We start from the raw sequence: 24785 nt of genomic DNA on the forward strand, positions 1-24785 counted from the left end.
AGTTCAAAGTCCTGGCGGTACGTCAAAACGACGGGCGGGCCCCGGAGTTGGGGCCCGCCCGGCGTTCGACGTTCCGGAAGTCGGTCGCTACTCGGCGCCGTCCTCGTCACTCTTCGAGGTCTTGGCGCCCTCGGATGCGGCCGGAGCCGCAGCGGCGGCCGATGAGTCCGCCGCGGCGGCCGGCTCCTTGTCCGCAGGCACCTCGACGCCCGCGACCTCCGCCGCCGCCACCGCCGCGGTCAGCAGCACGGTGTCCTGCGGCGCCTGGTCGTCGGCGTTCTCCGGGTGGTGGCAGGCGACCTGGTGACCGGTGCCGAGCTGCAGCAGCGGCGGCTCCTTGGTCGTGCAGATCTCGGTCGCCTTCCAGCACCGGGTGTGGAAGCGGCAGCCGCTCGGCGGCGAGATCGGCGAGGGCACGTCGCCGCGGAGCAGGATGCGGTCGTTCTTGGCCCCGCGCCGCGCCGGGTCCGGCACCGGCACCGCGGAGAGCAGCGCCTTGGTGTACGGGTGCATCGGCTTGGTGTAGAGGTCCTTGCGGTCCGCCAACTCCACGATCTTGCCGAGGTACATGACCGCGATCCGGTCCGACACGTGCCGGATCACCGACAGGTCGTGCGCGATGATCACATACGTCAGGCCGAGCTCGTCCTGCAGGTCGTCGAGGAGGTTGACCACCTGCGCCTGGATGGACACGTCGAGCGCCGAGACCGGCTCGTCCGCGACGACCAGCTTCGGCTTGAGCGCGAGCGCACGGGCGATGCCGATGCGCTGGCGCTGGCCGCCGGAGAATTCGTGCGGATAGCGGTTGTAGTGCTCGGGATTGAGGCCCACCAGGGCGAGCAGCTCCTGGACGGTCTTCTTGACGCCGCCCTCGGGCTGGACCCCCTGCAGCCGGAACGGCGCACTCACGATGGTGCCGATGGTGTGCCGCGGGTTCAGCGAGGAGTACGGGTCCTGGAAGATCATCTGGACGTCGCGGCGCAGCGGCCGCATCTTGCCGACGTTCAGATGGGTGATGTCGTGGCCCTCGAACTCGACCTTGCCGCCGGTCGGTTCGAGCAGCCGGGTGATCAGCCGGCCCATGGTCGACTTGCCGCAGCCGGACTCACCGACGACGCCGAGGGTTTCCCCCGGGCGTACCTCGAAGCTCAGTCCGTCGACCGCCTTCACCGCCCCGACCTGCCGCTGGAGCAGGCCCTTCTTGATGGGGAAGTGCTTGACCAGGTTGTCGACCCTGAGCAGCGGCTCGGCCGAGCTGCCCGGCTTGTTTGCGGTCTGGTCCGGTGTGGTCACGTCCGTAGTCTCACTCACAGTTTCGGCGCAATCTCTTCGGTCCAGATCCGCGTCCGCTCCTCCTGCGACATGTGGCAGGCGGAGAAGTGTCCGCTGCCGACCTCGCGGAGTTCCGGGCGGACCGTACGCGTCAGGTTGTCCTTGGGGACGTCGGCGTAGGGGCATCGCGGGTTGAAGGCACAGCCGTCGGGGACGTTGATGAGGCTGGGCGGGGAGCCCTTGACCGGGATGAGCCGGTCCGTCTCCTCGCGGTCGATCCGCGGCATCGAGCCGAGCAGGCCCCAGGTGTAGGGGTGCTGCGGCTCGTAGAAGACCTTCTCGGCGCTGCCTCGTTCGACGCAGCGCCCGCCGTACATGACAAGCAGGTCGTCGGCCATCTCGGCGACCACGCCCAGGTCGTGGGTGATCATGATGACCGCGGAGCCGAACTCCTTCTGCAGATCCCGGATCAGGTCCAGGATCTGCGCCTGCACGGTCACGTCGAGCGCGGTGGTCGGCTCGTCCGCGATCAGCAGTTCCGGGTTGTTGACCAGGGACATCGCGATCATCGCGCGCTGGCGCATACCGCCGGAGAATTCGTGCGGATAGCTGCTGAAGCGCTTGGCCGGCTCGGGGATGCCGACCCGGTCGAGCATCTCGACGGCCCGGGCCTTGGCCTCCTTCTTGCCGACCGGATGGTGCACCCGGTACGCCTCGGTGATCTGCGCGCCCACCGTGTAGTACGGGTGCAGGGCCGACAGCGGATCCTGGAAGATCATCGCCATCTTGCGGCCGCGCAGCCGGCGTACGTGGTCGGGGTCGGCGGTGACGAGGTTCTCGCCGTCCAGCCAGACCTCGCCGGACACCTTGGCCTTCTGGTGCAGGCCCATGATGCCGAGCGAGGTGACCGACTTGCCGGAGCCGGACTCACCGACGATGCCGAGGGTCTTGCCGCGGCGTACGTCGAAGGAGACGCCGTCGACGGACTTGACCAGACCGTCGTCGGTGTCGAAGTGGATCTTGAGGTCCCGTACCGAGAGGAAGGTCTCCTCGGCGGTACCGGGCACGAGCGCCGTGGGCTCCGAGACAGCCGCAGATTCCGGCGCGCTCTGCTTCTTGTCCAGGTCGCTCACGAGTACCTCACCCTGGGGTCGATGGCCGCGTACACCAGGTCCACGATCAGATTGCAGAAGACGATGAAGAAGGCGGCGGTCAGGGTCACGCCCATCACGATGGGCAGATCGCTCTCCCGCACGGCCTGCACGGCGTAGGCGCCCATGCCCTGGAAGGAGAACACCGACTCGGTCAGGACCGCGCCGCCCAGCATCAGACCGAAGTCCATGCCGAAGATGGTCACGATCGGGGTGAGCGCGGCGCGCAGCCCGTGCTTGGTGACCACCTTGGACTCTCTGAGCCCCTTGGCGCGGGCGGTGCGGATGTAGTCCTCGCTCATCGTCTCCAGCATGCCCGCACGGGTGAGCCGTGCGTAGAGCGCCGAATAGAGGAAGGCGAGGCTGGCCCAGGGCAGCAGCAGGTTCCACGCCCATTCCCCCGGACTCTCCGAGAACGGTACGAACTCGATGGTGTCCCAGATGGGCCATTGCGAGGTGAAGAGCGCGAGCCCCAGCAGACCGGTGAAGAAGATCGGCAGCGAGACGCCGAGCAGGGCGACGGTCATGGAGAGTCGGTCGACGATGCTGCCCCGCTTGAGGGCGGAGATGACGCCGATGGTGACACCGGAGACGAGCCACAGGACGGCCGCACCGACCGCGAGGGACAGGGTCACCGGGATGCGCTGGGTGATCTCGGGCCACACCTCGACGTGCGTCTTGAAGGAGTAGCCGAAGCACGGGGCGTTGCAGGTGACCGGGTCGGGGCCGAACTGGTAGTTCGCGCCCACCACGATCGCCTTGACGAAGTCGTAGTACTGGACCAGGAGGGGCTGGTCGAGGCCCAGGTTCTTCTTGACCGCGGCCACGGATTCGGGGTTGGCGTCCTTGCCGACGTACTGGACGGCCAGTTGGTCGACGGTCTGCCCGCCGATCCGTGGAACCAGGAAGAAGATCGCGAAGGTGACTGCGCTGACCACCAGCAACAGCATTATCGCGGCGATCACGCGTCGGATGATGTACGCAGTCACAGCCGATCGGCGCCGGGGCCGCCGGACCGGGGGTCGCCCGGTCCGGCGGACACCGGAGCCTTCACCTGCCTTTCAGAATTGCTTGGCGGACGGGGCTACTTGGAGGTTCCGACCAGCACGTAGTCGTACATTCCGAGGTAGGCCTGGGTGACCGTGACATTGGTCGCCTGGTCCGGCCGGTAGAGCAGGTTCTTGCGGTAGATCAGCGGCACGGTGGTGGCGGTGTCCATGACCAGCTTGTCGACCTCGCCCCACTTCTTGGTGCGCTCGTCGTCGTCCGTCATGGCGATGCCGTCCGCGAGGGCCTGGTTGACCTTCGGGTCGTCCAGCTCCATCAGGTTGTTGCCACCGGAGGGCTTGATCGCCGAACCGTTGACGATCTGGTCCAGGAAGCCGAAGCCGGTCGGCCAGTCGGCGCCCCAGGCCATCATCATCAGGCCGAGGTTGTGCTCGTGCACGTAGCTCGGGTTACCGGCGAAGTTTCCGAAGTACTTGCCCGACGGGAACTGCTTGATCTCGGCCTTGATGCCGACCTTCTCCAGGGACGCCTTCAGCGCGGTCGCCATGGCGATCTCGTCGGGGCGGTCGGAGCGGGCGGTCAGGTTGGTCGAGAAGCCGTTCGGCTTGCCGCACTTCTTCAGGGACGCCTTGGCCTTGGCCACGTCGCCCTTGTTGCCCGGGGTCTTGTACGTGTCGAACTTGGTGTAGCCGTTCACCGTGGGCGGCAGCATGGTGCTGGCCACGTCACCCTTGGTGTCGCCACCGAGCGCCTGCTGGATCGAGACCTTGTCCGTCGCGTACTGGACGGCCTTGCGGCACTCGATGTTGTCGAACGGCTTCACCTTGGTCGACATCGCGAGGTACGACAGGGCGCCCGCGTAGGGGTTGTCCGTCTTGTCGCGCTCGGCCTTCTTGGTGAGGACCTTCGGCTGGGTCTTGGTCTGCAGACCGGTGCCGGCCGCGTCCATGGTGATCTGGTTGTTCATCAGGTGCTGGTCGACCGTGGTCGGGTTGACCTTGAACTTGATGGTGATCTTGTCCGGCAGGGCCGGGCGCAGCTTGTCGGCCTTCGCGTCCCACTCGGGGTTGCGCACCAGGGTGGCGCTGCGGCCCTCGTTGTAGGACTCGAACTTGTACGGGCCCGAGGACACGATGTTCTTCACGTACTCGGCGCCCTTGTCCTTCGCCGCCGGCACGGGGGCCGTCTGCGAGAAGGTCGCCAGGTAGTCGAAGTCCGCGAAGGGCTTGGCGAGGTGGAAGACGATCGTGTGGTCGTCCGGGGTCTCGATGGACTTGAGGTCCTTGCCCTTGTCCTTGTACGGACCCTTGTACTTGTCGCCACCCTCCAGGTAGGCCTTGAAGTACGTCGGGCCGTTCGAGAGGGCCTCGGGCGCGAAGTTGGACCGCAGGATCGCGTGCTTGACGTCCTTGGCGGTCACCTCCGTGCCGTCCTCATACTTGACGCCCTTCTTGAGCTTGTACGTCCAGGTCTTGGCGTCCTTGCTCGGCTTGCCGAGGTCCTCGGCGAGGTCGGGCACGACCTCGAGGCCCTCGGAGCCCGCGGCCGGCTTGAACGCGGTGAGCGAACGGCCGTACAGGCGCGAGAAGTTCTGCACCCACCCGTAGTAGGTGTTGCCCGGGTCGAGCGAGTCCGGGACGTCCGAGTGCTCGAAGGTGGCGGTGCCGCCCTTCTTGTCGGACTTGTTGACGATGGACTTCAGTGCGGCATCGGCGACGCCGCCGCCACCGTCGCTGCCGTCCTTGCTGCTTCCGCCGCCGCCGCACGCCGACGCTCCGAGCGCCAGCACGATGGCTGACGCCAGGGCGGCTGTCGCTTTCTTGGTCTTCATCCTGAGGAAAGCCCCCTTGGTAGATGGGTACGGCACGGTGCTCAAGGTCGGCCGTCCGTTGTTACTTGCTGCGGGGATCGAGTGCGTCACGCAGCCCGTCACCCAGCAGATTGAATGCCAGCACGGTAATGAAGATCGCCAGGCCTGGCACGAACATGAACTGCAGGTCGACCTCGTACTGGTCGGCCGCTTCGGTGAGCATGCCTCCCCAGGAAGCCTGGGGCGGGGCGATGCCGACACCGAGGAAGCTCAGGGCGGCCTCGAAGAGAATGTTGGTCGGGATCAGCAGTGTGGAGTACACGAGGATCGGCGCCACCAGGTTGGGCAGCAGCTCGCGGAAGATGATGAACGGTCCGCGGGCGCCCAGACTCCGGGAGGCCTCCACGAACTCGCGCTCCCTGAGGCTCAGCGTCTGGGCCCGCACGATCCGGCCCATGTAGGGCCAGTTGAAGAACCCGATGACGAAGATCAGCACGCCGATCCGCAGCGGAAGCCCGGTGATCCCCCAGAAGCCGTCCTGCACGGAGGCGGACAGGGAGATCGCGAACAGCAGCAGCGGGAAGGCCAGGAAGGTGTCCATCATCCGGCTGACCAGCGAGTCGACCCAGCCGCCGTAGTACCCGGCGACGACGCCCATGATCACGCCGATGGTCACGGAGAGCAGCGTGGCTCCCACCGCGACCACGAGCGAGACCCAGGAGCCCTCGATGATGCGCGCGAGCAGGTCGCGGCCGAAGCCCGGGTCGACACCGAGCGGGTGGTCCCAGCTCATGCCTCCCCAGCCGCCGTAGGGCGCCCGCAGGGTGGGGTCGACCAGATTCTGGTTCAGCTTGTTGGGGTCCAGGTCGAACAGCCACTGGATGGGCCGGGACAGGATGGCCATCAGGATCAGGAGCGCGACAACGATGCCTCCGGCCATGGCCGCCTTGTCGCGCTTGAAGCGCATCCAGGCGATCTGGCCGAGGGAACGCCCCTCGATCTGGCTCTTCTTGACCCCGACCAGCACAGCCTCCGGCTGCGCCTCGGCTTCCGCGCCGGTGGTCTCGATCGGTGCGGTCACGGTGCGATTGACCCCTCTCGGCCGACTGTGGTCGGCCCACGCCCGCCGCTGTAACGGCTCGGTTCTCGTACACAGGACCGAAGCCCGTGTCTGCCGGGAGTCTTCAACGGCCCCGCGATCACCCGCCAGTCCCCCCGGGGAAAGGATGCGCAACCGTGATGCTGTCTGGGGGGTTCCGTTATCCGGACTCGGGTGAACGAGGGTCGGACACGGGGCAGTTGGTACCCGACCCTGTCAGTCCGGGACCATAGGTACCACATCGGTCCCAGAGGTACCGGAATGGACAGGCGACACGTCACGCCCGCGGACTCTTCGCGAGGTTCTCACGGTTCCCGTCCGTGATCTCCCCCGGTGACTCCTGCGCGATCTCCTCCGCGAAGTGGCACGCCACCCGGTGGCCGTCGGCCAACTCCCGCATCTCGGGCCGCTCGGTGGCACATCTGGTCTCCCGTTTCCACGGGCAGCGGGTGTGGAACCGGCACCCGGCCGGCGGGTTCGCCGGGGAGGGCAGATCGCCGGTGAGCAGGATCCGCTCACGGCTGTCCTCGACGTCCGGATCGGGGATCGGCACGGCGGACATCAGGGCCCGGGTGTACGGGTGCCTGGGGGCGGCGTAGAGCACGTCGCTGGGCGCCTCCTCGACGAGGGAGCCGAGGTACATCACGCCGACCACGTCCGAGATGTGCCGGACCACCGCCAGATCGTGCGCGATGACGACGTACGTCAGGCCCATCGAGTCCTGCAGTTCCTCCAGCAGGTTGACCACCTGGGCCTGGATCGACACATCGAGCGCGGAGACCGGTTCGTCGCAGATCAGCACGTCCGGTTCGAGGACCAGGGCGCGGGCGATGCCGATGCGCTGGCGCTGGCCGCCGGAGAATTCGTGCGGATAGCGGGACAGCGCGTTGGCCGGCAGGCCCACCTTGTCGAGGATGGCCAGAATGCGTCGGTGCCGGTCCTCGTTCGAGGTGCCGATGCCGTGCGCGGTCATGCCCTCGGCGAGGATCGACTCGATGTTCTGGCGTGGGTTGAGACTGCCGAGCGGGTCTTGGAAGACCATCTGCAGACGGCGCCGGAAGCGGCGCATCTCCTCGGCCGGCAGGGTGGCCAGATCCGTACCGTCCAGGACGACCTCGCCCGCGGTCACATCGACCAGGCGCAGGACCGCACGGCCGAGTGTGGTCTTGCCGCAGCCGGACTCGCCGACCAGGCCGTAGGTGCGGCCGGCCTCGACGGACAGGGACACTCCGTCGACGGCGTAGACATGGCCGACGGTGCGGTTCGTGACGATCCCGGCGCGGACCGGGAAGTGGACCTTCACATCGCGCAGTTCGAGCAGGCTCACGCCGTGACCTCCTCGGCCGTGGTGTCCAGGACCGGGTGCACACAGCGCACCCGGTGGTCCGGCCGCCGTGGTTCGGTCAGCGCGGGCGGGCCCTCGAGGCACTCCTCGTCGTAGAAGTCGCAGCGGGGTGCGAAGGCGCAGCCGTCCTGCCAGGCGATGCGGTCGTTGATCGAGCCGCGGATCGGATGCAGCGGATCGCCCCGCGGCGCGTCCAGGCGCGGGATCGAGCCGAGCAGTCCGTGCGCGTACGGGTGGGTGGGGTGCGCGAACAGCTCGCGGCGGCCCGCGGATTCGACGACCCGGCCCGCGTAGAGGACGTTGACCTGTTCGCACAGTCCGGCGACCACACCCAGGTCGTGGGTGATCATCAGCAGCGCGGTGCCCTCCTGGTCGACGAGCTCCTTGAGGAGTTCCAGGATCTGCGCCTGGATCGTCACGTCGAGCGCCGTGGTCGGCTCGTCGGCGATCAGCAGCCGCGGCGCACAGGCCACCGCCATGGCGATCAGGGCGCGCTGGCGCATGCCGCCGGAGAGCTGATGCGGGTACTCCTTGAGGCGCCGGGTGGGGTCGGGGATGCCCACCCGGTCCAGGAGGTCGGCGGCCTCCTTGCGGGCCGGGGCGCCGCGCAGACCGCGGTGGCGCTCCAGGATCTCGGTGACCTGGACGCCGATCGGCACGACCGGGTTCAGGGACGACAGCGGGTCCTGGAAGATCATCGCGATCCGGCTGCCGCGCAGATCGCGCAGCGCACCGGGCCCGAGCCCGAGCAGATCGACGGGTCCCGAGGCGACGAACTCGCTGCCCGCGCCCACATCGAGCACGGCGCTGCCGCCCCGGTCCACGCCCTTGCCGGGCAGCAGCCCCATGAGGGCGAGCGCGGTCACGGACTTCCCGCAGCCGGACTCGCCGACCAGGCCCGTGACGCGTCCGGCGTCGACCTGGAAGGAGACCCCGTCGACCGCTCGGGTCGGCGGGCGTCCGTGTCCGCCGCGGAAGGTGACCGTGAGGTCGTCGACACTGAGCAGTGGCATGGCGGTTCAGCCTCGCAGCCGGGGGTCGAGGGCTTCGCGCATGGCCTCACCGAGCAGGGTGAAGCCGAGGGCGGTGATGACGATGCCGAGCGCCGGATACACCGACATCATCGGCGCGTTGTCGAAGAAGCGCTGCGCCTGGGAGAGCATCACGCCCCATTCGGGCACGGCCGGGTCGGGGTTGCCGAGCCCCAGATAGGACAGCGCGGCCGCCTCGATGATCGCGGTGGCCAGGCTGAGGGTGGCCTGCACGATCACCGGGCTCACCGAGTTCGGCAGGATCTGGGTGAGGACGATGCGGCGTCTGCGTACGCCCAGGGACTTGGCGGCCAGTACGTAGTCGCGGCCGCCCTGGCCCAGCATGGAGCCGCGCAGCAGACGGGCGAAGATCGGGATCTGCACCACGCCCACGGCGATCATCACGGTGGTCAGGGACTGGCCCATGACGGCCGCGATGGACACGGCGAGCAGCAGCGAGGGCAGCGCCAGCATCATGTCGGTGATCCGCATGACGACGGTGTCGACGCGCTTGCCCGCGGCGCCGCCGAGGGTCGCCGCGGCGCCCGAGACGGCGCCCACCAGGGCACCGACCACCAGGCCGATCAGCATCGAGACGACACCGACCAGGAGCGTCTGGCGGGCGCCGATCAGCATCCGGGAGAGCTCGTCGCGGCCGAGGTGGTCGAGGCCGAGCCAGTTCCCCGAGCGCGGGCCGACGAACCGGCCCTGGTTGGGGAAGACTTCGCCGCGCCAGATCTGCGCGGTCGGCCCGTGCGGCGCGACCCAGGGGCCGACGATCGCCAGCAGCAGGAACACGGCGATGATCGCGGCACCGATGAGGGCCATCTTGCTGCGCCTGAGCCGCCGCAGTGCCTCGGTCCACAGCCCTGCCCCGCCCTCGTCCCCGCCGCGCCTGGCCATCAGTTCGGCGAGCCGGTCGGCCTTGGCCGCCTTCGTCATCGGGGGCTTCATGTCAATGCACCCGCACTCTCGGATCGATGAGGCTGTACGCCAGGTCGACGACCAGGTTGATGAGCACGTAGAGCATCGCGATGAACATGATGAAACCGACGAGCACCGGATAGTCCCGGCCGTCGATCGCCTGTCTGATGAAGGAGCCGATGCCGCCGAAGGCGAAGACGGACTCGGTGAGGACGGCCCCGGAGAGCAGGCTGCCGGTCAGCAGACCGACCGCGGTGATCACCGGCAGGAGCGCGTTGCGCAGGACGTGTCGTCCGCGCACCACGCTGCTCCTGAGCCCCTTGGCCTCGGCGGTACGGACATAGTCCTCGCCGAGCACCTCGAGGACGCTCGCCCTGGTCATCCGTACGATCACGGCGAGCGGGATGGAGGCGAGGGTGATCGCGGGCAGCACGAGATGCATCAACGCGTCCCAGGAGGCGTCGAATTCACCGGTCAGTACGCCGTCGAGCACGGCGAATCCGGTCACGTCGGTGGCGTCGATGCCGGTGGACTGGCGGCCGTAGCTCGGGAAGAGACCGAGGTTCACGGCGAAGATGCCCTTGAGCACGAGCGCCAGGAAGAACACCGGGATGCAGATCCCGAGCAGTGAGCCGGACACGCTGGTCACGTCCAGCCAGCCGCCGCGCCGCCGGGCGGCGAAGTAGCCGAGCGGCACGCCCACCACGACGGCGATGAGGATGGCCGCGACGGCGAGTTCGACGGTCGCAGGGAAGCGCAGGGTGAACTCGTCCCAGACCGGCTGTCCGGTCCGCACCGAGGTGCCGAGGTCGAGTTGGGCGATGCGCTTCAGGAAGCGCCAGTACTGGATCCACACCGGCTCGTCGAGGCCGAGCAGGCGGTTGATCCGGGCGACTTCGGCTTCGGTCGCCCGCTCTCCGAGGATCGCGGAAGCCGGTCCGCCGGGAAGCCGGTTCAGCCAGAGGAACAGCAGGACCGACAGGCCGAGCAGGGTGGGTATCAGCTGCAGCAGCCGTCGTACGACAAGTCGCAACACCCCCGTGTGCCCCTTTCAAGGTGGTCGGGCGGGCGGGACGGGCGGCTCCGGTGGGAGCCGCCCGCCCGGCGCGATGGCGCTCGGCTGCCTGCTACTTGAAGGTGACCTCGCCGAAGTTCTCCTGGGTGAGCGGGGAGACCTCGGGCGGGTTCACGTCCTTGGCGAAGGCGATGGCCGGCGGGGACGAGGTCAGCGGGAGACCCGGCAGATAGTCCATGATCACCTCGTTGGCCTTCTCGTACGCCTTGGTGCGCGCGGCGGGGTCGGCCTCCTTGGACCCGGCGTTCACCGCGTCGAAGACCTTCTCGTTCTTGAAGCCCCACTGCTTGTCGTATCCGGCGAACCAGGTGCCGATGAAGTTGAACCCGTCGTTGAAGTCGCCGGTCCAGCCGAGCATGTGCAGGGCGCAGGAGCCGGCCTCGACCGCGTCGGTGTAGTCGGGGGCCCACTTCAGGGGCTTCGGGGTCACCTTGATGCCGGCCTTGTCCAGGTCGGACTTCACGGACTCGAAGATGTCCTGCGGGGCCGGCATGTACGGACGGGTGACCTCGGTCGGGTAGCAGAACTCGATCTTCAGGCCGGTCTCTCCCGCGCCGGAGAGGAGCTTCTTGGCCTTGGCGGTGTCGAACTCGTACTTCTTGACCTTGTCCGAGTAGCCCTCGACCGTCTCCGGCATGAACTGGGTGGCGACCTTGCCGCCCTCGGGCAGCTGGGTCTTGACCAGGTTCTCGCGGTCCACGGCGTGCGCGATGGCCTGCCTGACCTCGGGCTTCTTCAGGGCCTTGTGCTTGCCCTGGGCCATCCCGAGGTAGAGGACGTTGAACACGTCACGCGTCGGCACCTGGAAGCCCTCCTTCTCGAGGGTGTCCACATCGGCGGGTGCGACCAGGTCGTAGCCGTCGATGTCGCCCGCCTGCAGGGCCTGCCGGCGGCCGTCCTCGGTGTCGATGGTCCGGAAGACCAGCTTCTCGACGCCGCCCTTCTTGCCCCAGTAGCCGTCGAAGCGCTTGAGGCTGACCTCCTTGTTGCCCTTGTTCCAGCCGGTGATCTCGTACGGTCCGGTGCCGGCAAGGGTGCCGGCCTCCTGGCTGTACTTGGGGTACGTGATCGCGTCGCCCTTGGCCTTGGCGTCCTGCTTCTCGTACTCCTTGATCGCCTTGGGCGAGTGGATGGCGAGGGCCTGCAGCGAGAAGCCGCCGGGCAGGTTCGCGGAGGGCTCGTTGACCTCGATGACGGCGGTGTTCTCGTCCTTGGCCGTGCAGGACTTGTAATTCGCCTTCGGCGCTTCCTTGTCCTCGTTCTTCTTGAAGCCGCCGAGGGTGGACTGCCAGTAGTACGAGACGGCGCTCGACTGATAGCTGCCGGTCCAGTTGAACCAGTGGTCGTAATTGGCGCACACGGCCTCGGCGTTGAAGGGCTCGCCGTCGTGGAACTTGACGTTCTTGCGCAGGTCGAAGGTCCAGACCGTGCCCTTGTCGTTGCTGTCCCACTTCTCGGCGAGCGCGCCGGTCAGGTCCGATCCGCCCGACTCGTGTTTGAGGAGTGCCTCGAAGGACTGCCGGGTGACGCGGAAGGTCTCGCCGTCGCTGGCGAGTGCCGGGTCGAGGGCGGCCGGGTCACCGGGCGCGGCGAAGACGAAGGTGTCCTTCGACTTGTTTCCCTCGTCGTCCTTGCCGCGCTCACTGGAACAGCCTGCCGCGACCACGACTGCCACAAGCGTCGCGGTGGCCGCGCGCACGGCGCGGTTTTTCAGTATTCGCATGTCCAACCCCAGAGTTCGGCCGTGCACGAGGATGCGCTTCCGGGGGCGGTGCCTCGGCGCCGCCCCAGGGTGATCTGGAACTGGCCGAACGATACGTGTGACCGCTGACCCGGGTGAACGGTCCGGATAGCGGCGATACATAAACGAGACCTGGAGCTCACACACCCCGATGCGGGGGCGGCGAATCCCGCCCGCCATAAGGGACTTGACGGGATCTCGGACTTTTGGCGCCAGAGCTCTGCGGCCGGAGCGGGACCAGGGCGTGTGCCCTACGCCCGCGGGTAGCCGTACCCGTGGCCGCCGCCGGCCGGGGCCGGTGCGTGCGCCTCGCGGTCGTAGAACGGGCGGGAGTTGGCCCGCAGCCACATCGCGACCGGGTCGTAGGCGTCGCCCATCGCGACGGTGGAGACCGGCAGTCCGTCCGGCACCGCCGCGATCGACTGCTGCATCATCGCCCGTACGGCGTCGACGGAGGCCGCCGAGGTGTCGTATACATCGAGGCCGAGCGCCAGGTACGGGGCGCCGAGTGCGGGCTGCACCCAGGCGCGGCGGAGCGAGCGGACGGCCGGGGTACGGTGCGCGTTCTGCGTCAACTGCGCGTAGAACTGGGGGATTTCGATGGCCGGCTCGGAGAGCCGGAGCGGTCCTGCGGGCAGCTTGTCCAGGCCGGTGGCGATCCGGCGCAGATCGAGCCAGGGGATGCCGACGCCGCCGCCCGGGGCGTGCGGATTCAGCCAGAGGCCGTAGTGGTCGGGGAACAGGGTGCGGGCGACCTCGATGCCGCCGGCGACCTCGTGCGCGCGGTTCCACCCGGAGGCGGCGAGCTCCTGGGCCGAGGTGACACAGGGGGCGTAGCCGAGGCCCTCCACGTCCATGTTCCCGTACTGGGCGTCCGGGGAGCCGGCCTGGCCGTGCCAGAGCAGCATCCAGACCTGGCCGCCTGCGAGTGCCTCGAGGAGCGCCTCGTAGGCGTCGTACCGCCCGGGCGTCACCTGGCGCAGCATGTGCTCGACCTGGCCGGCCGCTGCCGTGCCCGACGCACTCACTGTCGACCGGCCCCCCTCGAATGGTGTCGCGTACACAATCGTCTTGACTCCCCGTCCCGGGAGTGACCCGGGTTGCGCCCCCGGGAGTGACCCGGGTTATGAAACCAGCTTAGGCGCTGTTCTGCGTGTCCTGTGCGGTGTCCGCGGTGTCCGGTGCGTGCTCTCGGTGTGCCGGGCGAAGGTTCTCGTAGCGGAGCTACTTGGGCCTTCGCCCGGTGCGCCGAGAGTGCGTGCCGGGCGCCGCGGACGCCGTGCGGGACACGCAGAGCGGCGCCTGGGCCGCCCCGCCGACAGCGGATCGGGCGTCCGGCGATTCGGGCGTCCGGCGATTCGGTCGCCGGTCGTTCAGGCGTCCTGCCGGTGGAACGGGCGGACCCGCTCCCGCATCCAGTCGCCGACCGGGTCCTGGGCCACGTCGAGCAGGACCAGGTTCACCGGCCAGCGGGCCGGGGCCCTGCCGAGTGCACGGCCCAGGGCGTCCATGGGGAGGTTACGGGCGGTGGGCTCCCACTGCGAGAGCTCCACGCCGACGAACATCACCGGGTCGCCGCCCTCGACCGACGCCAGGCAGCGGCGCGCGGTCGCGACCACACCGGTCGCGGCGAACTCCTCGGCGGCCGCCGAGAGGAAGTCGACCGGATCGTCCTGCCAGTCCGGCTCGTACAGCCGCACCCGCCCGCCACTGGCCGGCCCGTCGAGCGGCGTACGGCCCGACCGACAGAGCTCGGCGACGGCCTCGGGCGGCAGGGGGACGCCGACCGTGCCGTCCGGGTTGACCGCGATGCCGAGCTGCGGCGGCAGGCCACGGGCGAACTCGACGGCCGGCGCGACCACGAACGGCATGTGGCCGCCCACGGCCGAGAGGAACTGCGCCTGCGAGCTGAAGACCGGTACGTAGGCCTGTCCGCCGAGCTCCATGGCCGGCAGGTCGAGATCGCGGCTCTGCCTGCCGCCGCCGTTCGGCAACGGGATCCAGATCAGGCTGCGGCCGAGCACCTCGACGATCCGGCCGGCCGCGGACGGGACACCGACGGAGGCCGCGAGGACCTCCTCCAGCTCGTTGCCGGGCCAGCCGATGTGCGGGGGGTGGCCGCCGCCGGGCCGGTCCGGTCCGGGCAGCTGCCCGTCCGGGAGTCCGCCGTGGCCGCCCTGGTCCAGGGGCCCGCCGGGACCGTCGTGTGCCGGAACATCCATCTGCCACCACCCACTCGCACCACTACGTCTGCGCCAAGAACCCTAAAGGGTGGCCCGATCACGCCGGGCGCCGACCGGACATCCAGACCTGCGGCCTACCCCGCGAAGCCCACCGTCCGCAGGGAGTCGGCCGCCGGGCGGTCGAGCAGGACCACCCCCGCGCAGCCGACCGGGGCGCGGCCGTGCTCGGCGTCCCTGAGCAGTCGTGTCACGGCCCGGCGATGGCGGGCGAAGGCGTACCGGGAGACGCCGCGGCCGCGCTCGCGCTGTCCGGCGAGCGCGGTGCCCGGGTCGACGTCGAGCAGCAGCAGGTGCAGGGCCCGGCCGCGCCGCGCCGCCTCGCGGGCCAGCCAGCGGCGCACCCAGGCCTGGCTGCCGCAGTCGTGCACCACGACGCTCTCGCCCGCGCGCAGCGCACGCCGCAGTCCGGCGTAGTGGGCGAGGCGGACGAGGGGGCGGTAGAGCACGTACGGCAATAAGCGCGGCATCCGGGCGGCGAACCGCTCACGAGTGTCGTGCGAGTCGATACGGGGTCCGGGGACGGAGCGCCGCATCAGCGTGCTCTTGCCGCTGCCGGGCAGTCCGGAGACGACCACCAGGTCGCCGGTGCCGAAGAGCAGCCGCCGCGGGCCTTCGCCACCGGGCGGACGGCCTCCGGCACGCAGATCTCTGATCAACGGTCCACGGCACAGCAACTCCGGCGCAGGCACTGCGCGTTGCCCCGGTACCGGAACCCCGCCCGTCGTCGCGTACGCCCCTGAACTGTGCACCGTCTCCGGCCTCCCCCTGCGGTCCCGTGACTCGTCTCCGTCGAGTGTAAAGAGCCGGTAATGCGGCACAACCGCGTTACCCGGACGGGGGACGTGCAATGATGGCCGCGCCAACTGCATACCGGCCGCTTGAATCCGCGCGGGAGAGCTCCCAGTGACCGCACTGGGGCGCCGAAGGAGCAAGTACCTCCCTTGAATCTCTCAGGCCCCGATACCGCGCGGGCGAGGCAGATCTGAAAAGCGGGCCGCGTCAGCGTGGCTCCACCCAAGGTGCAAGTCGTGCTTCCGGTTCCGGACGGGCATGATGAACCTCTCAGGTTCGATGACAGATGGGGAGGATCGACCTCACCAGTCATGCCCTGGGAGCCAGACCTATGACCAACGCCCCCCGCCTCACCGCCCTCGACTCCGTACACCGGAGCCTCGGCGCCACCATGACCGACTTCGCCGGCTGGGACATGCCGCTGCGGTACGCCAGTGAGCGCGACGAGCACAACGCCGTACGCACCAAGGCCGGCCTCTTCGACCTCTCCCACATGGGCGAGATCACCGTCACCGGACCGGCCGCCGCGGACCTGCTCGACCACGCCCTGGTGGGCAACATCGGCAAGGTGGCCGCCGGCCGCGCCCGGTACACGATGATCTGCCGCGAGGACGGCGGCATCCTGGACGATCTGATCGTCTACCGGCTCGGCGAGGCCGAGTCCCCCGAGTTCATGGTGGTCGCCAACGCCTCCAACGCCCAGACCGTCCTGGACGCCCTGACCGCCCGCGCCGAGGGCTTCGACGCCGAGGTCCGCGACGACCGCGACGCGTACGCGCTGCTCGCCGTGCAGGGCCCGGAGGCGGCCGCGATCGTGCAGTCCCTGACGGACGCGGATCTCGCGGGTCTGAAGTACTACGCGGGGCTGCCCGCCACCGTGGCCGGAGTGCCCGCGCTGCTCGCCCGTACCGGATACACCGGCGAGGACGGCTTCGAGCTGTTCCTCGCGCCGGAGCACGCCGAGACGGTGTGGAGCGCGCTGACCGAGGCGGGCTCGGGCCGCGGCCTGGTGCCGTGCGGCCTGTCCTGCCGGGACACGCTGCGTCTGGAGGCCGGGATGCCGCTGTACGGGCATGAGCTGTCCACCGACCTGACGCCGTTCGACGCCGGGCTCGGCCGGGTGGTCAAGTTCGAGAAGACGTCCAACGGCGGGGCCTTCGTGGGCCGGGCGGCGCTCGAGAAGGCCGCGGAGCGGGCCGAGTCGGCGCCGCCGCGCAAGCTGGTCGGCCTGATCGCCGAGGGCCGCCGGGTGCCGCGCGCCGGGTACCAGGTGGTGGCCGACGGCAAGGTGATCGGCGAGGTCACCTCCGGCGCGCCGTCCCCGACCCTCGGCAAGCCGATCGCCATGGCGTACGTCGACGCCGCGCACGCCGAGCCCGGCACCGCGGGTGTCGGCGTGGACATCCGGGGCAGCCACGAGCCGTACGAGGTCGTGGCGCTGCCGTTCTACAAGCGCGAGAAGTGACCACGGGGTCACGGGGATCCTCCTGGCGGGGACCCGTGACCTGCGGTCCGCCGGCGCCGTAAGTGACATCGGGGCGAGTGTCCCAGTGACGCCGCCCACCCACCTCCGGTTCATCACCAGTCCCCCGCGTACAGGAGAATTCAGGCCATGAGCAATCCCCAGGAACTGCGGTACAGCAAGGAGCACGAGTGGCTGTCGGCCGCCACGGACGGCGTCTCGACGGTCGGCATCACGGAGCACGCGGCGAACGCGCTCGGTGACGTGGTCTACGTCCAGCTGCCCGAGGTCGGTGACACGGTGACCGCGGGCGAGACCTGCGGCGAGCTGGAGTCCACCAAGTCGGTCAGCGACCTCTACTCGCCGGTGACCGGTGAGGTCGTCGCGGCGAACCAGGACGTGGTGGACGACCCGGCGCTGGTCAACTCCGCCCCGTTCGAGGGCGGTTGGCTGTTCAAGGTGCGCACCGCCGAGGAGCCGGCGGACCTGCTGTCGGCGGCCGAGTACACCGAATTCTCCGGCTCCTGAGCCGACCTCATCGCGCCACTAAGGACATGACCATGTCGCTTCTGAACACCCCGCTGCACGAGCTGGACCCCGATGTCGCCGCGGCCGTCGACGCCGAGCTCGTCCGCCAGCAGTCCACCCTCGAGATGATCGCCTCGGAGAACTTCGCCCCGGTCGCGGTCATGGAGGCCCAGGGCTCGGTCCTCACCAACAAGTACGCCGAGGGCTACCCGGGCCGCCGCTACTACGGCGGCTGCGAGCACGTCGACGTCGTCGAGCAGATCGCCATCGACCGCATCAAGGAACTCTTCGGCGCCGAGCACGCGAACGTCCAGCCGCACTCCGGTGCGCAGGCGAACGCGGCCGCGATGTTCGCGCTGCTCAAGCCGGGCGACACGATCATGGGTCTGAACCTCGCGCACGGCGGGCACCTGACCCACGGCATGAAGATCAACTTCTCCGGCAAGCTGTACGACGTCGTCGCGTACCACGTCGACGACGAGACCGGCCAGGTCGACATGGCCGAGGTCGAGCGCCTCGCCAAGGAGTCCCGGCCGAAGCTGATCGTGGCCGGCTGGTCCGCGTACCCGCGGCAGCTGGACTTCGCCGCCTTCCGGCGGATCGCGGACGAGGTCGGCGCGTACCTGATGGTCGACATGGCCCACTTCGCGGGTCTGGTCGCCGCGGGCCTGCACCCCTCCCCCGTACCGCACGCGCACGTGGTCACCACGACCACGCACAAGACCCTCGGCGGTCCGCGCGGTGGCGTGATCCTGTCCACTTCCGACCTAGCCAAGAAGATCAACTCGGCGGTCTTCCCCGGCCAGCAGGGCGGTCCGCTCGAGCACGTCATCGCGGCGAAGGCGGTGTCCTTCAAGGTCGCGGCGAGCGAGGACTTCAAGGAGCGGCAGGAGCGCACGCTCGAGGGCGCGCGGATCCTGGCCGAACGCCTGGTCGCGGCGGACGTGGCCGAGCACGGCGTCTCGGTGCTCTCCGGCGGTACGGACGTACACCTGGTCCTGGTCGACCTGCGCCACTCCGAGCTCGACGGGCAGCAGGCCGAGGACCGCCTCCACGAGGTCGGCATCACGGTCAACCGGAACGCGGTCCCGAACGACCCGCGCCCGCCGATGGTCACCTCGGGCCTGCGCATCGGCACGCCGGCGCTCGCCACGCGCGGCTTCACCGCCGAGGACTTCCGAGAGGTGGCCGACATCATCGCCGAGGCGTTGAAGCCGTCGTACGACGCGGCCGCGCTGCGCGCCCGCGTCACAGCGCTCACCGAGCGGCACCCGCTGTATCCGTCCCTCTGAGCGCACGGGGCGCCGCCCCGGACCCCGCTCCTCAAGCGCCGGAGGGGCTATTTATAGCCCTTCCGGCGCTTGAGGAGGCGGGGAGAAATCCCACGTTACGCTCGAAACCGGGACAATCATCGGCCCACAGACAAGGAACGCCCCCGTGGCCATCTCCGTATTCGACCTCTTCTCCATCGGCATAGGCCCCTCCTCCTCGCACACCGTGGGCCCCATGCGCGCCGCCCGCATGTTCGCCGGCCGCCTGAAGAAGGACGGACTCCTCGCCCAGACCGCCTCCGTACGAGCGGAGCTCTTCGGCTCCCTCGGCGCGACGGGCCACGGCCACGGCACTCCGAAGGCCGTACTCCTCGGCCTGGAGGGCCACTCCCCCCGCACCGTCGACGTGGACAGCGCGGACGACGAGGTGGCCCGCATCCGCCGGACCGGGCGCCTGCGCCTGATGGGCGCCGAGATAGGCGCGGCCCACGAGATCGACTTCCACGAGCCTGAGCAGCTGATCCTGCACCGCCGCCGCTCACTCCCGTACCACGCGAACGGCATGACCCTCTTCGCGTACGACAGCGCCGGCCTGCCGCTCCTGGAGAAGACGTACTACTCGGTGGGCGGCGGCTTCGTCGTCGACGAGGACGCGGTCGGCGAGGACCGCATCAAGCTGGACGACACCGTCCTGAAGTACCCGTTCCGCACCGGCGACGAGATGCTGCGCCTCGCCCGCGAGACCGGCCTTTCCATCTCGTCCCTGATGCTGGAGAACGAGAAGGCCTGGCGCACCGAGGACGAGATCCGGGCCGGGCTCCTGGAGATCTGGGGGGTCATGCGGGACTGCGTACAGCGCGGCATGTCCCAGGAGGGCCTGCTCCCCGGCGGACTGAAGGTACGCCGCCGGGCAGCCTCCTCGGCCCGCCAACTGCGCGCCGAGGGCGACCCGTTGCTGCATCGCAGCGAGTGGACGACGATCTACGCGATGGCGGTCAACGAGGAGAACGCGGCGGGCGGCCGCGTCGTCACCGCCCCCACCAACGGCGCGGCCGGCGTGCTGCCCGCGGTGCTGCACTACTACCTGAACTTCGTGCCCGGCGGCTCCGCCGATGAACAGGAGAACGGCATCGTCCGCTTCCTCCTCGCGGCCGGCGCGATCGGCATGCTCTTCAAGGAGAACGCCTCGATCTCCGGTGCCGAGGTCGGCTGCCAGGGCGAGGTCGGCTCCGCCTGCTCGATGGCCGCGGGCGCGCTGGCCGAGGTGCTCGGCGGCAGCCCCGAACAGGTCGAGAACGCGGCCGAGATCGGCATGGAACACAACCTCGGCCTCACCTGCGACCCGGTCGGCGGCCTCGTCCAGATCCCCTGCATCGAGCGCAACGGCATGGCCGCGGTCAAGGCCGTCACGGCCGCCCGGATGGCGATGCGTGGCGACGGCACCCACAAGGTCTCCCTCGACAAGGTCATCAAGACCATGCGGGAAACGGGCGCCGACATGAAGATCAAGTACAAGGAGACGGCCCGCGGCGGCCTCGCGGTGAACGTCATCGAGTGCTAGAGAAGTGTCGCCCTGACCAGCATGTTCGCATCTTTCAGCGCTGTCAGGGCCTCCCTTGATGTATCAAATCGATCCCCTGGAGTCGCATGAGGGGTACCATTTGATACATGGATGCTGCGGAAAACTCCCGCCTGGAACAGCGACTGGCCGGCCTGTCCCCCACATTCACGACGGCGCAGGCACGTCAGGCCCTGCTCTCCCCTCGCGACCTGGCGCACTTGGTCACGGAAGCGGAGATAGAGGAACTGTCCCGTGGGGTGTACCGGCGTGCAGACGCCCCGGAGACCGCGCACGCGGATCTGCTGGCCGTGTGCGCACGATCTCCTCGCGCCGTTGTGTGCGGTGAATCCGCCCTGGCCCTGCATGAACTGATCGACGACATCCCTGCGGCAGTACACATCGCCGTGCCGCGCGGTACACGCCGCCCGACGATTTCCTACCCGCCGACCGTGGTGGCGCAGTACGCCGCGAAGACCTTCGATCTCGGTATCGACCGGTTCGAAGCAGCCGCGGGAGAAACCGTCCCCGTGTACAGCGCAGCTCGCAGCGTCGTGGACGCGATGCGCCACCGCAGCCGCCTCGGCGAGACCCTCGCCCTGTCCGCGCTCGGCCGCTACCTGCGTCGGAGCGGGCGAGGCGGAGTGGGAGAACTTCAGCACTTCGCACGCGAGTTGGACGCACTCTCCGTCGTCCGCCCCGCCGTAGAGGCGGTGCTCGCCTGATGGCCAACCCCACCCGCGACACCACCGCCGGCCGCGTCTACAACGACCTGCGCAACCTGGCGCGCCGCAGCAGCCGGTCCACGGACGAGGTCATGGTCGAGTACATCCTCGAACGGTTCCTCTACCGCCTGGCCTCATCACCCCTGGGCCGGGAGCACTTCGTCCTCAAGGGTGGCCTGCTGCTCGCCCAGTTCGGCGCACGTCGAATGACCCGGGACATCGACATCCTCGGTCGATCTTTCCCCGGCACAGCCTGTCGATGGCCGCCTCCATCGCCCGAGCACGACTCAAGCTCCAACTGGACATCAGCTTCGGCGACCCCGTCACCCCCGGCCCCCGGCTCATCGACTATCCGCAGCAACTCACGACGGACAGCTTCCAGATCCTCGCCTACCCACTCGCCACCGTCATCGCCGAAAAACTCTCCACCGCCATTTCACTCGGCGACCTCAACACCCGCGACCGCGACTACGGCGACCTCTACCGCCTGCTCACCCTCAACAACCTGGACTGCCAAGAACTCACCACAGCACTGACCGCCACCGCCACACATCGCGGCATCACCCTGAAACCCCTCAGCACCACCATCACTGACCTCGGCGAGCGCCGCCAGACCTCCTACACCGCCTGGCGCCGCCGGCAAGGCCCCGCCGCAACCAGTTACCCCGAACGCTTCACGGACGTCGTCCGGCAAGTCACCGCCTTCGCAGACACACTCCTCAACGACGAGGCTGTCAACCTCACTTGGAGTGCGGCGACCCTCACGTGGTCATGAACCAGCCCTGGCCGACCTTCTCAGCCGCTACCGTCCCGACATGGGAAACGCGTGCGCGCCGTGCTGGGGAGCGAGACACCCAGTCGGCCTGCAGAGGGACCTGAGATGAGGGCACGCAGTAGGCCATCAGGCAAAGAAAGGTCGACGGTCACCGTTCACCACGGGAGTCGGCGTCGCTTGGCAAATAGCGGCGGCCGTTCAGGCCACCACTGCCATGTCCCAACAGCTCGGTGGGCGAACGCTTTTGGAACGTACGCCGTGGAAGTGGGCGGGCAAGCTGGTCGCTGCGAACTTGCGGCCGCCGTTCCTCGCGTCCCCCTCGCCGGGTCGTTCGGTGGAAGCGTGGAGATCGCAGCTGCTCGGACGCATCGGAAGCACTGCGGGGGCCGCCCTGCCGGTGCCGGACGGAGCATTGCATCTGTCCGCAGCGAGCGCGGGAAGTCACCGTGCGACCAGGCCAGTTGTACCTCGTGGAAGCGGGCGAACCGCACGCCGTGAATCCGGGCAGCCACGGCACCCTCGTCGTCGTGGAACACCTGCCCGCCTCGGCTTGGAGCGGGCGCGAGTCGCCTTCTGAAACGCTTCCTGCCACGCCTCCTCAGCCCACCGACACCGCTCGCTGCAGGCGGAGTTGGCCGATTTCTGCGGCGTTCTTCATCAGTTCGGCGTTCACCCAGGCGATCATGTGCGCCGTGGTGTGGGCGGGGTCGTTCGCCCAGGGGAATGGGGCGACGGTCGTCAGGTCGGTGGCGGTGAGGGTGTCGAGAGCCTCGAGCCAGTCCGTGCGCAGGGCGCGGAGCCAGGCAACGGCGGGAGCGCCCGCACCCGGCCAGTCGATGTCCGCGCGGTCGCGCGGCGAGCGGCCGTGCGCGTGGTCGGCGGCCATGCCCCACCACCAACCGATGTGCCAGCTCAGCCAGGCGATCGTCGGTACGGGGACGGGGTCGGGCTCCGTCTCGGCGAAGTCCGGGACCCAGCCGCCGTCCGGGGTCGGGTGCAGCGTCCAGCTGGGGCGGGCCGCCTCCCAGAGGAAGTCGTCGGGCTCCAGCCGCTCCAGGTGGTACTCGAAGAGCGCCCAGGTCAGGTCGAACTGCCAGCGCAGCAGCGCCAGTTCATCGTGACTCTGCGCCGGTCCGCCGTCCGCCGTCGCCATCGTCCGCCACCTCTCCCTGCCCCCGGTCCGTACGACTCGTGAGCCCGGTACGTCACGCGCGCTGATCTCCCCGCGAGCGTACGGCAGTCGACCGACAACACCCCCGCGGGACCGGTGGAGGCGGAGTCAGCGTAGATGGGTGCAGCGCACTGCTCGGCCCTCGAAGACCACGCCGGTCTCCTCGGCCATCGCGGCGAAGAAGCGGCGGCCCGGGAGTGAGCGGCGCGAGGTGGACCAGCGGTAGGCGACGGCGTGCCCGAGCATCAGGGTCACCGCCTCGCGGCCGAGACCGTAGCCCTGCCAGGGGCCGGTGATGGCGATGGCGTCGACGTATCCCGCACGGCATCCGTGGCACAGGCGGTAGTCGAGCCGGCCCACGACCCGTCCGTCCAGGTCGAGTGCGGTGATCAGAAAGCGGTCGGCCGTGCCCGGCGACGCGGCGCGCAGGAAGCGCACTGCGCCGACCGGACACGGCCCGCGTCTGAGGGACAGCCCGTCGGGGCTGGTCATTTCTAGTGCCGCCGGGAAGGCGCCGCGTCGGTGCGGTCGGCGGCCGGCTCCCGCTTGGCGCGGGCGTCCGCCTTGGCGAGCGCGGCGGCGTCCCGCTTGAAGGCCCACTCCATCCTGGGCTCCATGGCGAAGCGGAACATGCGCTGTACGGGCGGGGTGCAGAGCACCGTGATGATGCCGGCCGCGATGACGGTGAGGGCGATCGCCCCGAGCGGACCCTGTGTCCAGTCCGCGTCGTACCAGTCCCAGAAGCGGGACCCCTTGGCCAGGAAGCCGTGCAGCAGATAGCCGTACAGCGTGCCCGCGCCCAGCACCGTGAACCACATGTGCCGGCGCGGCACCCAGGCGAAGAAGCAGGCGGCGAGCACCATCGAGCAGCCGAACATGGCGAGTGTCATGACACCGCCGGTCCAGGCCGGCGCACCCAGTTCCTGTGCGCTGTCCCGGCGGTAGAACCAGGCGGCGTTCATCCGCGGGGCCGCCCAGTACGCGAACACCAGGGCCGCGGCGAAGACCGGCGCGGCGATGAGGCGGGCCTCCCTGCGCCGTACCAGCTGGAAGTGCTCGGGCTTGAGGCACAGACCGATCACGAAGAACGGCAGGAACTGCAGCACCCGTTGGAGGTCGAGGTCGTCACCGATGTCCGGCGAGACCGAGGCGAGCACGGCGATCGCGAGCGCCAGCGGGACCGGCCAGCGCACGATCTTCCACAGCGGGGTGGTGATCCGCCAGACGAAGAGCGCACCCAGGAACCACGTCAGATACCAGGGATCGAGCAGGCTGATCGGATGCGTCGGATCGTCGTCCGCCCAGCGCTTGAACAGCGAGTAGGCGACCTCGAAGATCACGTACGGCACGGCCACACCGGTGACGAGCCGCATGAGCCGGTCCCGGCGCATGTCGAAACTGCGCGAGAAATAGCCGGAGATGATGATGAACGCCGGCATGTGGAAGGTGTACACGGCGATGTACAGGGCCGATGCGGCCCGGCTGCCGTCGCGCAGCGGCTCCCAGGCATGCCCCATGGCGACCAGGACGATCGCCAGGTACTTGGCGTTGTCGAAGAACGGGTCGCGCTGCTTCGCGGACTTGGATCCGTCCTTGGCGGCGTTCTTGGCGTCCGAGGCCCCCGGCGCGGACGCGGCGGACCGCCGTGTGTCGCCGTCGGCGCCCCGGGAATCGGGCGGTACGGGCCGAGCTTCGGGGAGTTCGGCCCCCCGGATGCCCGCCCGGGAAGAGACGTCCGTCACATCGCCTCCTGCGGGGAACGCTGATTGAGGCTTCTGCGTCTTAGGTGAAACGCGCTCAGGCG

General features: G+C 69.2%; 21 protein-coding genes, 2 pseudogenes and 2 riboswitches. Of the genes and pseudogenes, 7 read left to right on the forward strand and 16 right to left on the reverse strand.

Features of this window, described 5'->3' with window-relative positions; translation table 11 throughout:
• Positions 1-87 precede the first annotated feature (87 nt).
• The 13 genes and pseudogenes from DY218_RS02720 to DY218_RS02780 all read right to left on the reverse strand — a co-directional run bounded on the left by DY218_RS02720 (position 88) and on the right by DY218_RS02780 (position 15448).
• On the reverse strand, positions 88-1293 hold the full coding sequence (locus DY218_RS02720; RefSeq protein WP_233521322.1) for an ABC transporter ATP-binding protein: 1206 nt from the start codon (positions 1291-1293) through the stop codon (positions 88-90).
• 14 nt (positions 1294-1307) lie between these two features.
• Positions 1308-2405 (reverse strand): ABC transporter ATP-binding protein, encoded by a 1098-nt coding sequence (locus tag DY218_RS02725; RefSeq protein WP_199566601.1) that lies wholly within the window; start codon positions 2403-2405, stop codon positions 1308-1310.
• On the reverse strand, positions 2402-3412 hold the full coding sequence (locus DY218_RS02730; RefSeq protein ID WP_128554255.1) for an ABC transporter permease: 1011 nt from the start codon (positions 3410-3412) through the stop codon (positions 2402-2404). Before DY218_RS02730 ends, DY218_RS02725 begins: the two co-directional genes overlap by 4 nt.
• Before the next feature lie 95 nt (positions 3413-3507).
• Positions 3508-5262, reverse strand: a complete 1755-nt coding sequence (locus tag DY218_RS02735; protein ID WP_128554256.1) for an ABC transporter substrate-binding protein — start codon at positions 5260-5262, stop codon at positions 3508-3510.
• 61 nt (positions 5263-5323) lie between these two features.
• Positions 5324-6322: an ABC transporter permease gene (locus DY218_RS02740; protein WP_128554257.1), complete on the reverse strand. Its 999-nt coding sequence runs from the start codon at positions 6320-6322 to the stop codon at positions 5324-5326.
• Positions 6323-6683: 361 nt separating this feature from the next.
• Positions 6684-7667: pseudogene (locus tag DY218_RS02745) on the reverse strand (ABC transporter ATP-binding protein); the annotation flags it as partial.
• Positions 7664-8698: an ABC transporter ATP-binding protein gene (locus DY218_RS02750; RefSeq protein ID WP_128554259.1), complete on the reverse strand. Its 1035-nt coding sequence runs from the start codon at positions 8696-8698 to the stop codon at positions 7664-7666. The pseudogene DY218_RS02745 and the gene DY218_RS02750, both read right to left, overlap by 4 nt.
• 6 nt (positions 8699-8704) lie before the next feature.
• Positions 8705-9670, reverse strand: a complete 966-nt coding sequence (locus tag DY218_RS02755) for an ABC transporter permease (RefSeq protein WP_233521323.1) — start codon at positions 9668-9670, stop codon at positions 8705-8707.
• A 1-nt stretch (position 9671) separates the two neighbouring features.
• Positions 9672-10676 (reverse strand): ABC transporter permease, encoded by a 1005-nt coding sequence (locus tag DY218_RS02760; RefSeq protein WP_128554260.1) that lies wholly within the window; start codon positions 10674-10676, stop codon positions 9672-9674.
• A gap of 91 nt (positions 10677-10767) precedes the next feature.
• Positions 10768-12438, reverse strand: coding sequence for an ABC transporter substrate-binding protein (locus tag DY218_RS02765; protein WP_128554261.1), 1671 nt, complete (start codon positions 12436-12438; stop codon positions 10768-10770).
• A gap of 269 nt (positions 12439-12707) precedes the next feature.
• The gene (locus DY218_RS02770; RefSeq protein WP_128554262.1) at positions 12708-13484 is read right to left on the reverse strand and encodes an enhanced serine sensitivity protein SseB C-terminal domain-containing protein; all 777 of its coding nucleotides are present in this window, start codon (positions 13482-13484) and stop codon (positions 12708-12710) included.
• A 345-nt stretch (positions 13485-13829) separates the two neighbouring features.
• Positions 13830-14678, reverse strand: a complete 849-nt coding sequence (locus DY218_RS02775; RefSeq protein WP_128554263.1) for an enhanced serine sensitivity protein SseB — start codon at positions 14676-14678, stop codon at positions 13830-13832.
• A 95-nt stretch (positions 14679-14773) separates the two neighbouring features.
• The gene (locus DY218_RS02780; RefSeq protein ID WP_233521324.1) at positions 14774-15448 is read right to left on the reverse strand and encodes an AAA family ATPase; all 675 of its coding nucleotides are present in this window, start codon (positions 15446-15448) and stop codon (positions 14774-14776) included.
• A 130-nt stretch (positions 15449-15578) separates the two neighbouring features.
• Positions 15579-15675: riboswitch (glycine riboswitch) on the forward strand.
• Positions 15676-15787, forward strand: a riboswitch (glycine riboswitch).
• Between the two features lie 35 nt (positions 15788-15822).
• On the opposite strand from DY218_RS02780, the gene gcvT reads away from it, so the two are divergent.
• The 7 genes and pseudogenes from gcvT to DY218_RS02810 all read left to right on the forward strand — a co-directional run bounded on the left by gcvT (position 15823) and on the right by DY218_RS02810 (position 21810).
• On the forward strand, positions 15823-16956 hold the full coding sequence (gene gcvT / locus DY218_RS02785) for a glycine cleavage system aminomethyltransferase GcvT (RefSeq protein WP_128554265.1): 1134 nt from the start codon (positions 15823-15825) through the stop codon (positions 16954-16956).
• A 147-nt stretch (positions 16957-17103) separates the two neighbouring features.
• Positions 17104-17481 (forward strand): glycine cleavage system protein GcvH, encoded by a 378-nt coding sequence (gcvH, locus tag DY218_RS02790; RefSeq protein ID WP_128554266.1) that lies wholly within the window; start codon positions 17104-17106, stop codon positions 17479-17481.
• A 32-nt stretch (positions 17482-17513) separates the two neighbouring features.
• Positions 17514-18773 (forward strand): serine hydroxymethyltransferase, encoded by a 1260-nt coding sequence (gene glyA, locus DY218_RS02795; protein ID WP_128554267.1) that lies wholly within the window; start codon positions 17514-17516, stop codon positions 18771-18773.
• 145 nt (positions 18774-18918) lie between these two features.
• Positions 18919-20313 carry an L-serine ammonia-lyase gene (locus tag DY218_RS02800; protein WP_128554268.1) on the forward strand — a complete coding sequence of 465 codons (1395 nt, stop codon included), beginning with the start codon at positions 18919-18921 and terminating at the stop codon, positions 20311-20313.
• A gap of 107 nt (positions 20314-20420) precedes the next feature.
• Positions 20421-21035 (forward strand): type IV toxin-antitoxin system AbiEi family antitoxin domain-containing protein, encoded by a 615-nt coding sequence (locus DY218_RS02805; protein ID WP_128554269.1) that lies wholly within the window; start codon positions 20421-20423, stop codon positions 21033-21035.
• 92 nt (positions 21036-21127) lie between these two features.
• Positions 21128-21214, forward strand: a pseudogene (locus tag DY218_RS35565) (hypothetical protein); the annotation flags it as partial.
• An 80-nt stretch (positions 21215-21294) separates the two neighbouring features.
• Positions 21295-21810, forward strand: a complete 516-nt coding sequence (locus tag DY218_RS02810; RefSeq protein ID WP_267899358.1) for a nucleotidyl transferase AbiEii/AbiGii toxin family protein — start codon at positions 21295-21297, stop codon at positions 21808-21810.
• A gap of 598 nt (positions 21811-22408) precedes the next feature.
• Here the strand turns inward: DY218_RS02810 and DY218_RS02820 are convergent.
• The 3 genes from DY218_RS02820 to DY218_RS02830 form a co-directional block, all read right to left on the reverse strand.
• On the reverse strand, positions 22409-22963 hold the full coding sequence (locus tag DY218_RS02820; RefSeq protein WP_128554270.1) for a DinB family protein: 555 nt from the start codon (positions 22961-22963) through the stop codon (positions 22409-22411).
• A 126-nt stretch (positions 22964-23089) separates the two neighbouring features.
• Positions 23090-23473: an N-acetyltransferase gene (locus DY218_RS02825; RefSeq protein WP_128554271.1), complete on the reverse strand. Its 384-nt coding sequence runs from the start codon at positions 23471-23473 to the stop codon at positions 23090-23092.
• 2 nt (positions 23474-23475) lie between these two features.
• Positions 23476-24723, reverse strand: a complete 1248-nt coding sequence (locus DY218_RS02830; protein ID WP_233521325.1) for an acyltransferase family protein — start codon at positions 24721-24723, stop codon at positions 23476-23478.
• Between the last annotated feature and the right edge of the window lie 62 nt (positions 24724-24785).

Origin of the sequence: Streptomyces triticagri, from assembly GCF_003429565.1 — a bacterium.
Classification (GTDB): Bacteria; Actinomycetota; Actinomycetes; order Streptomycetales; family Streptomycetaceae; genus Streptomyces; species Streptomyces triticagri.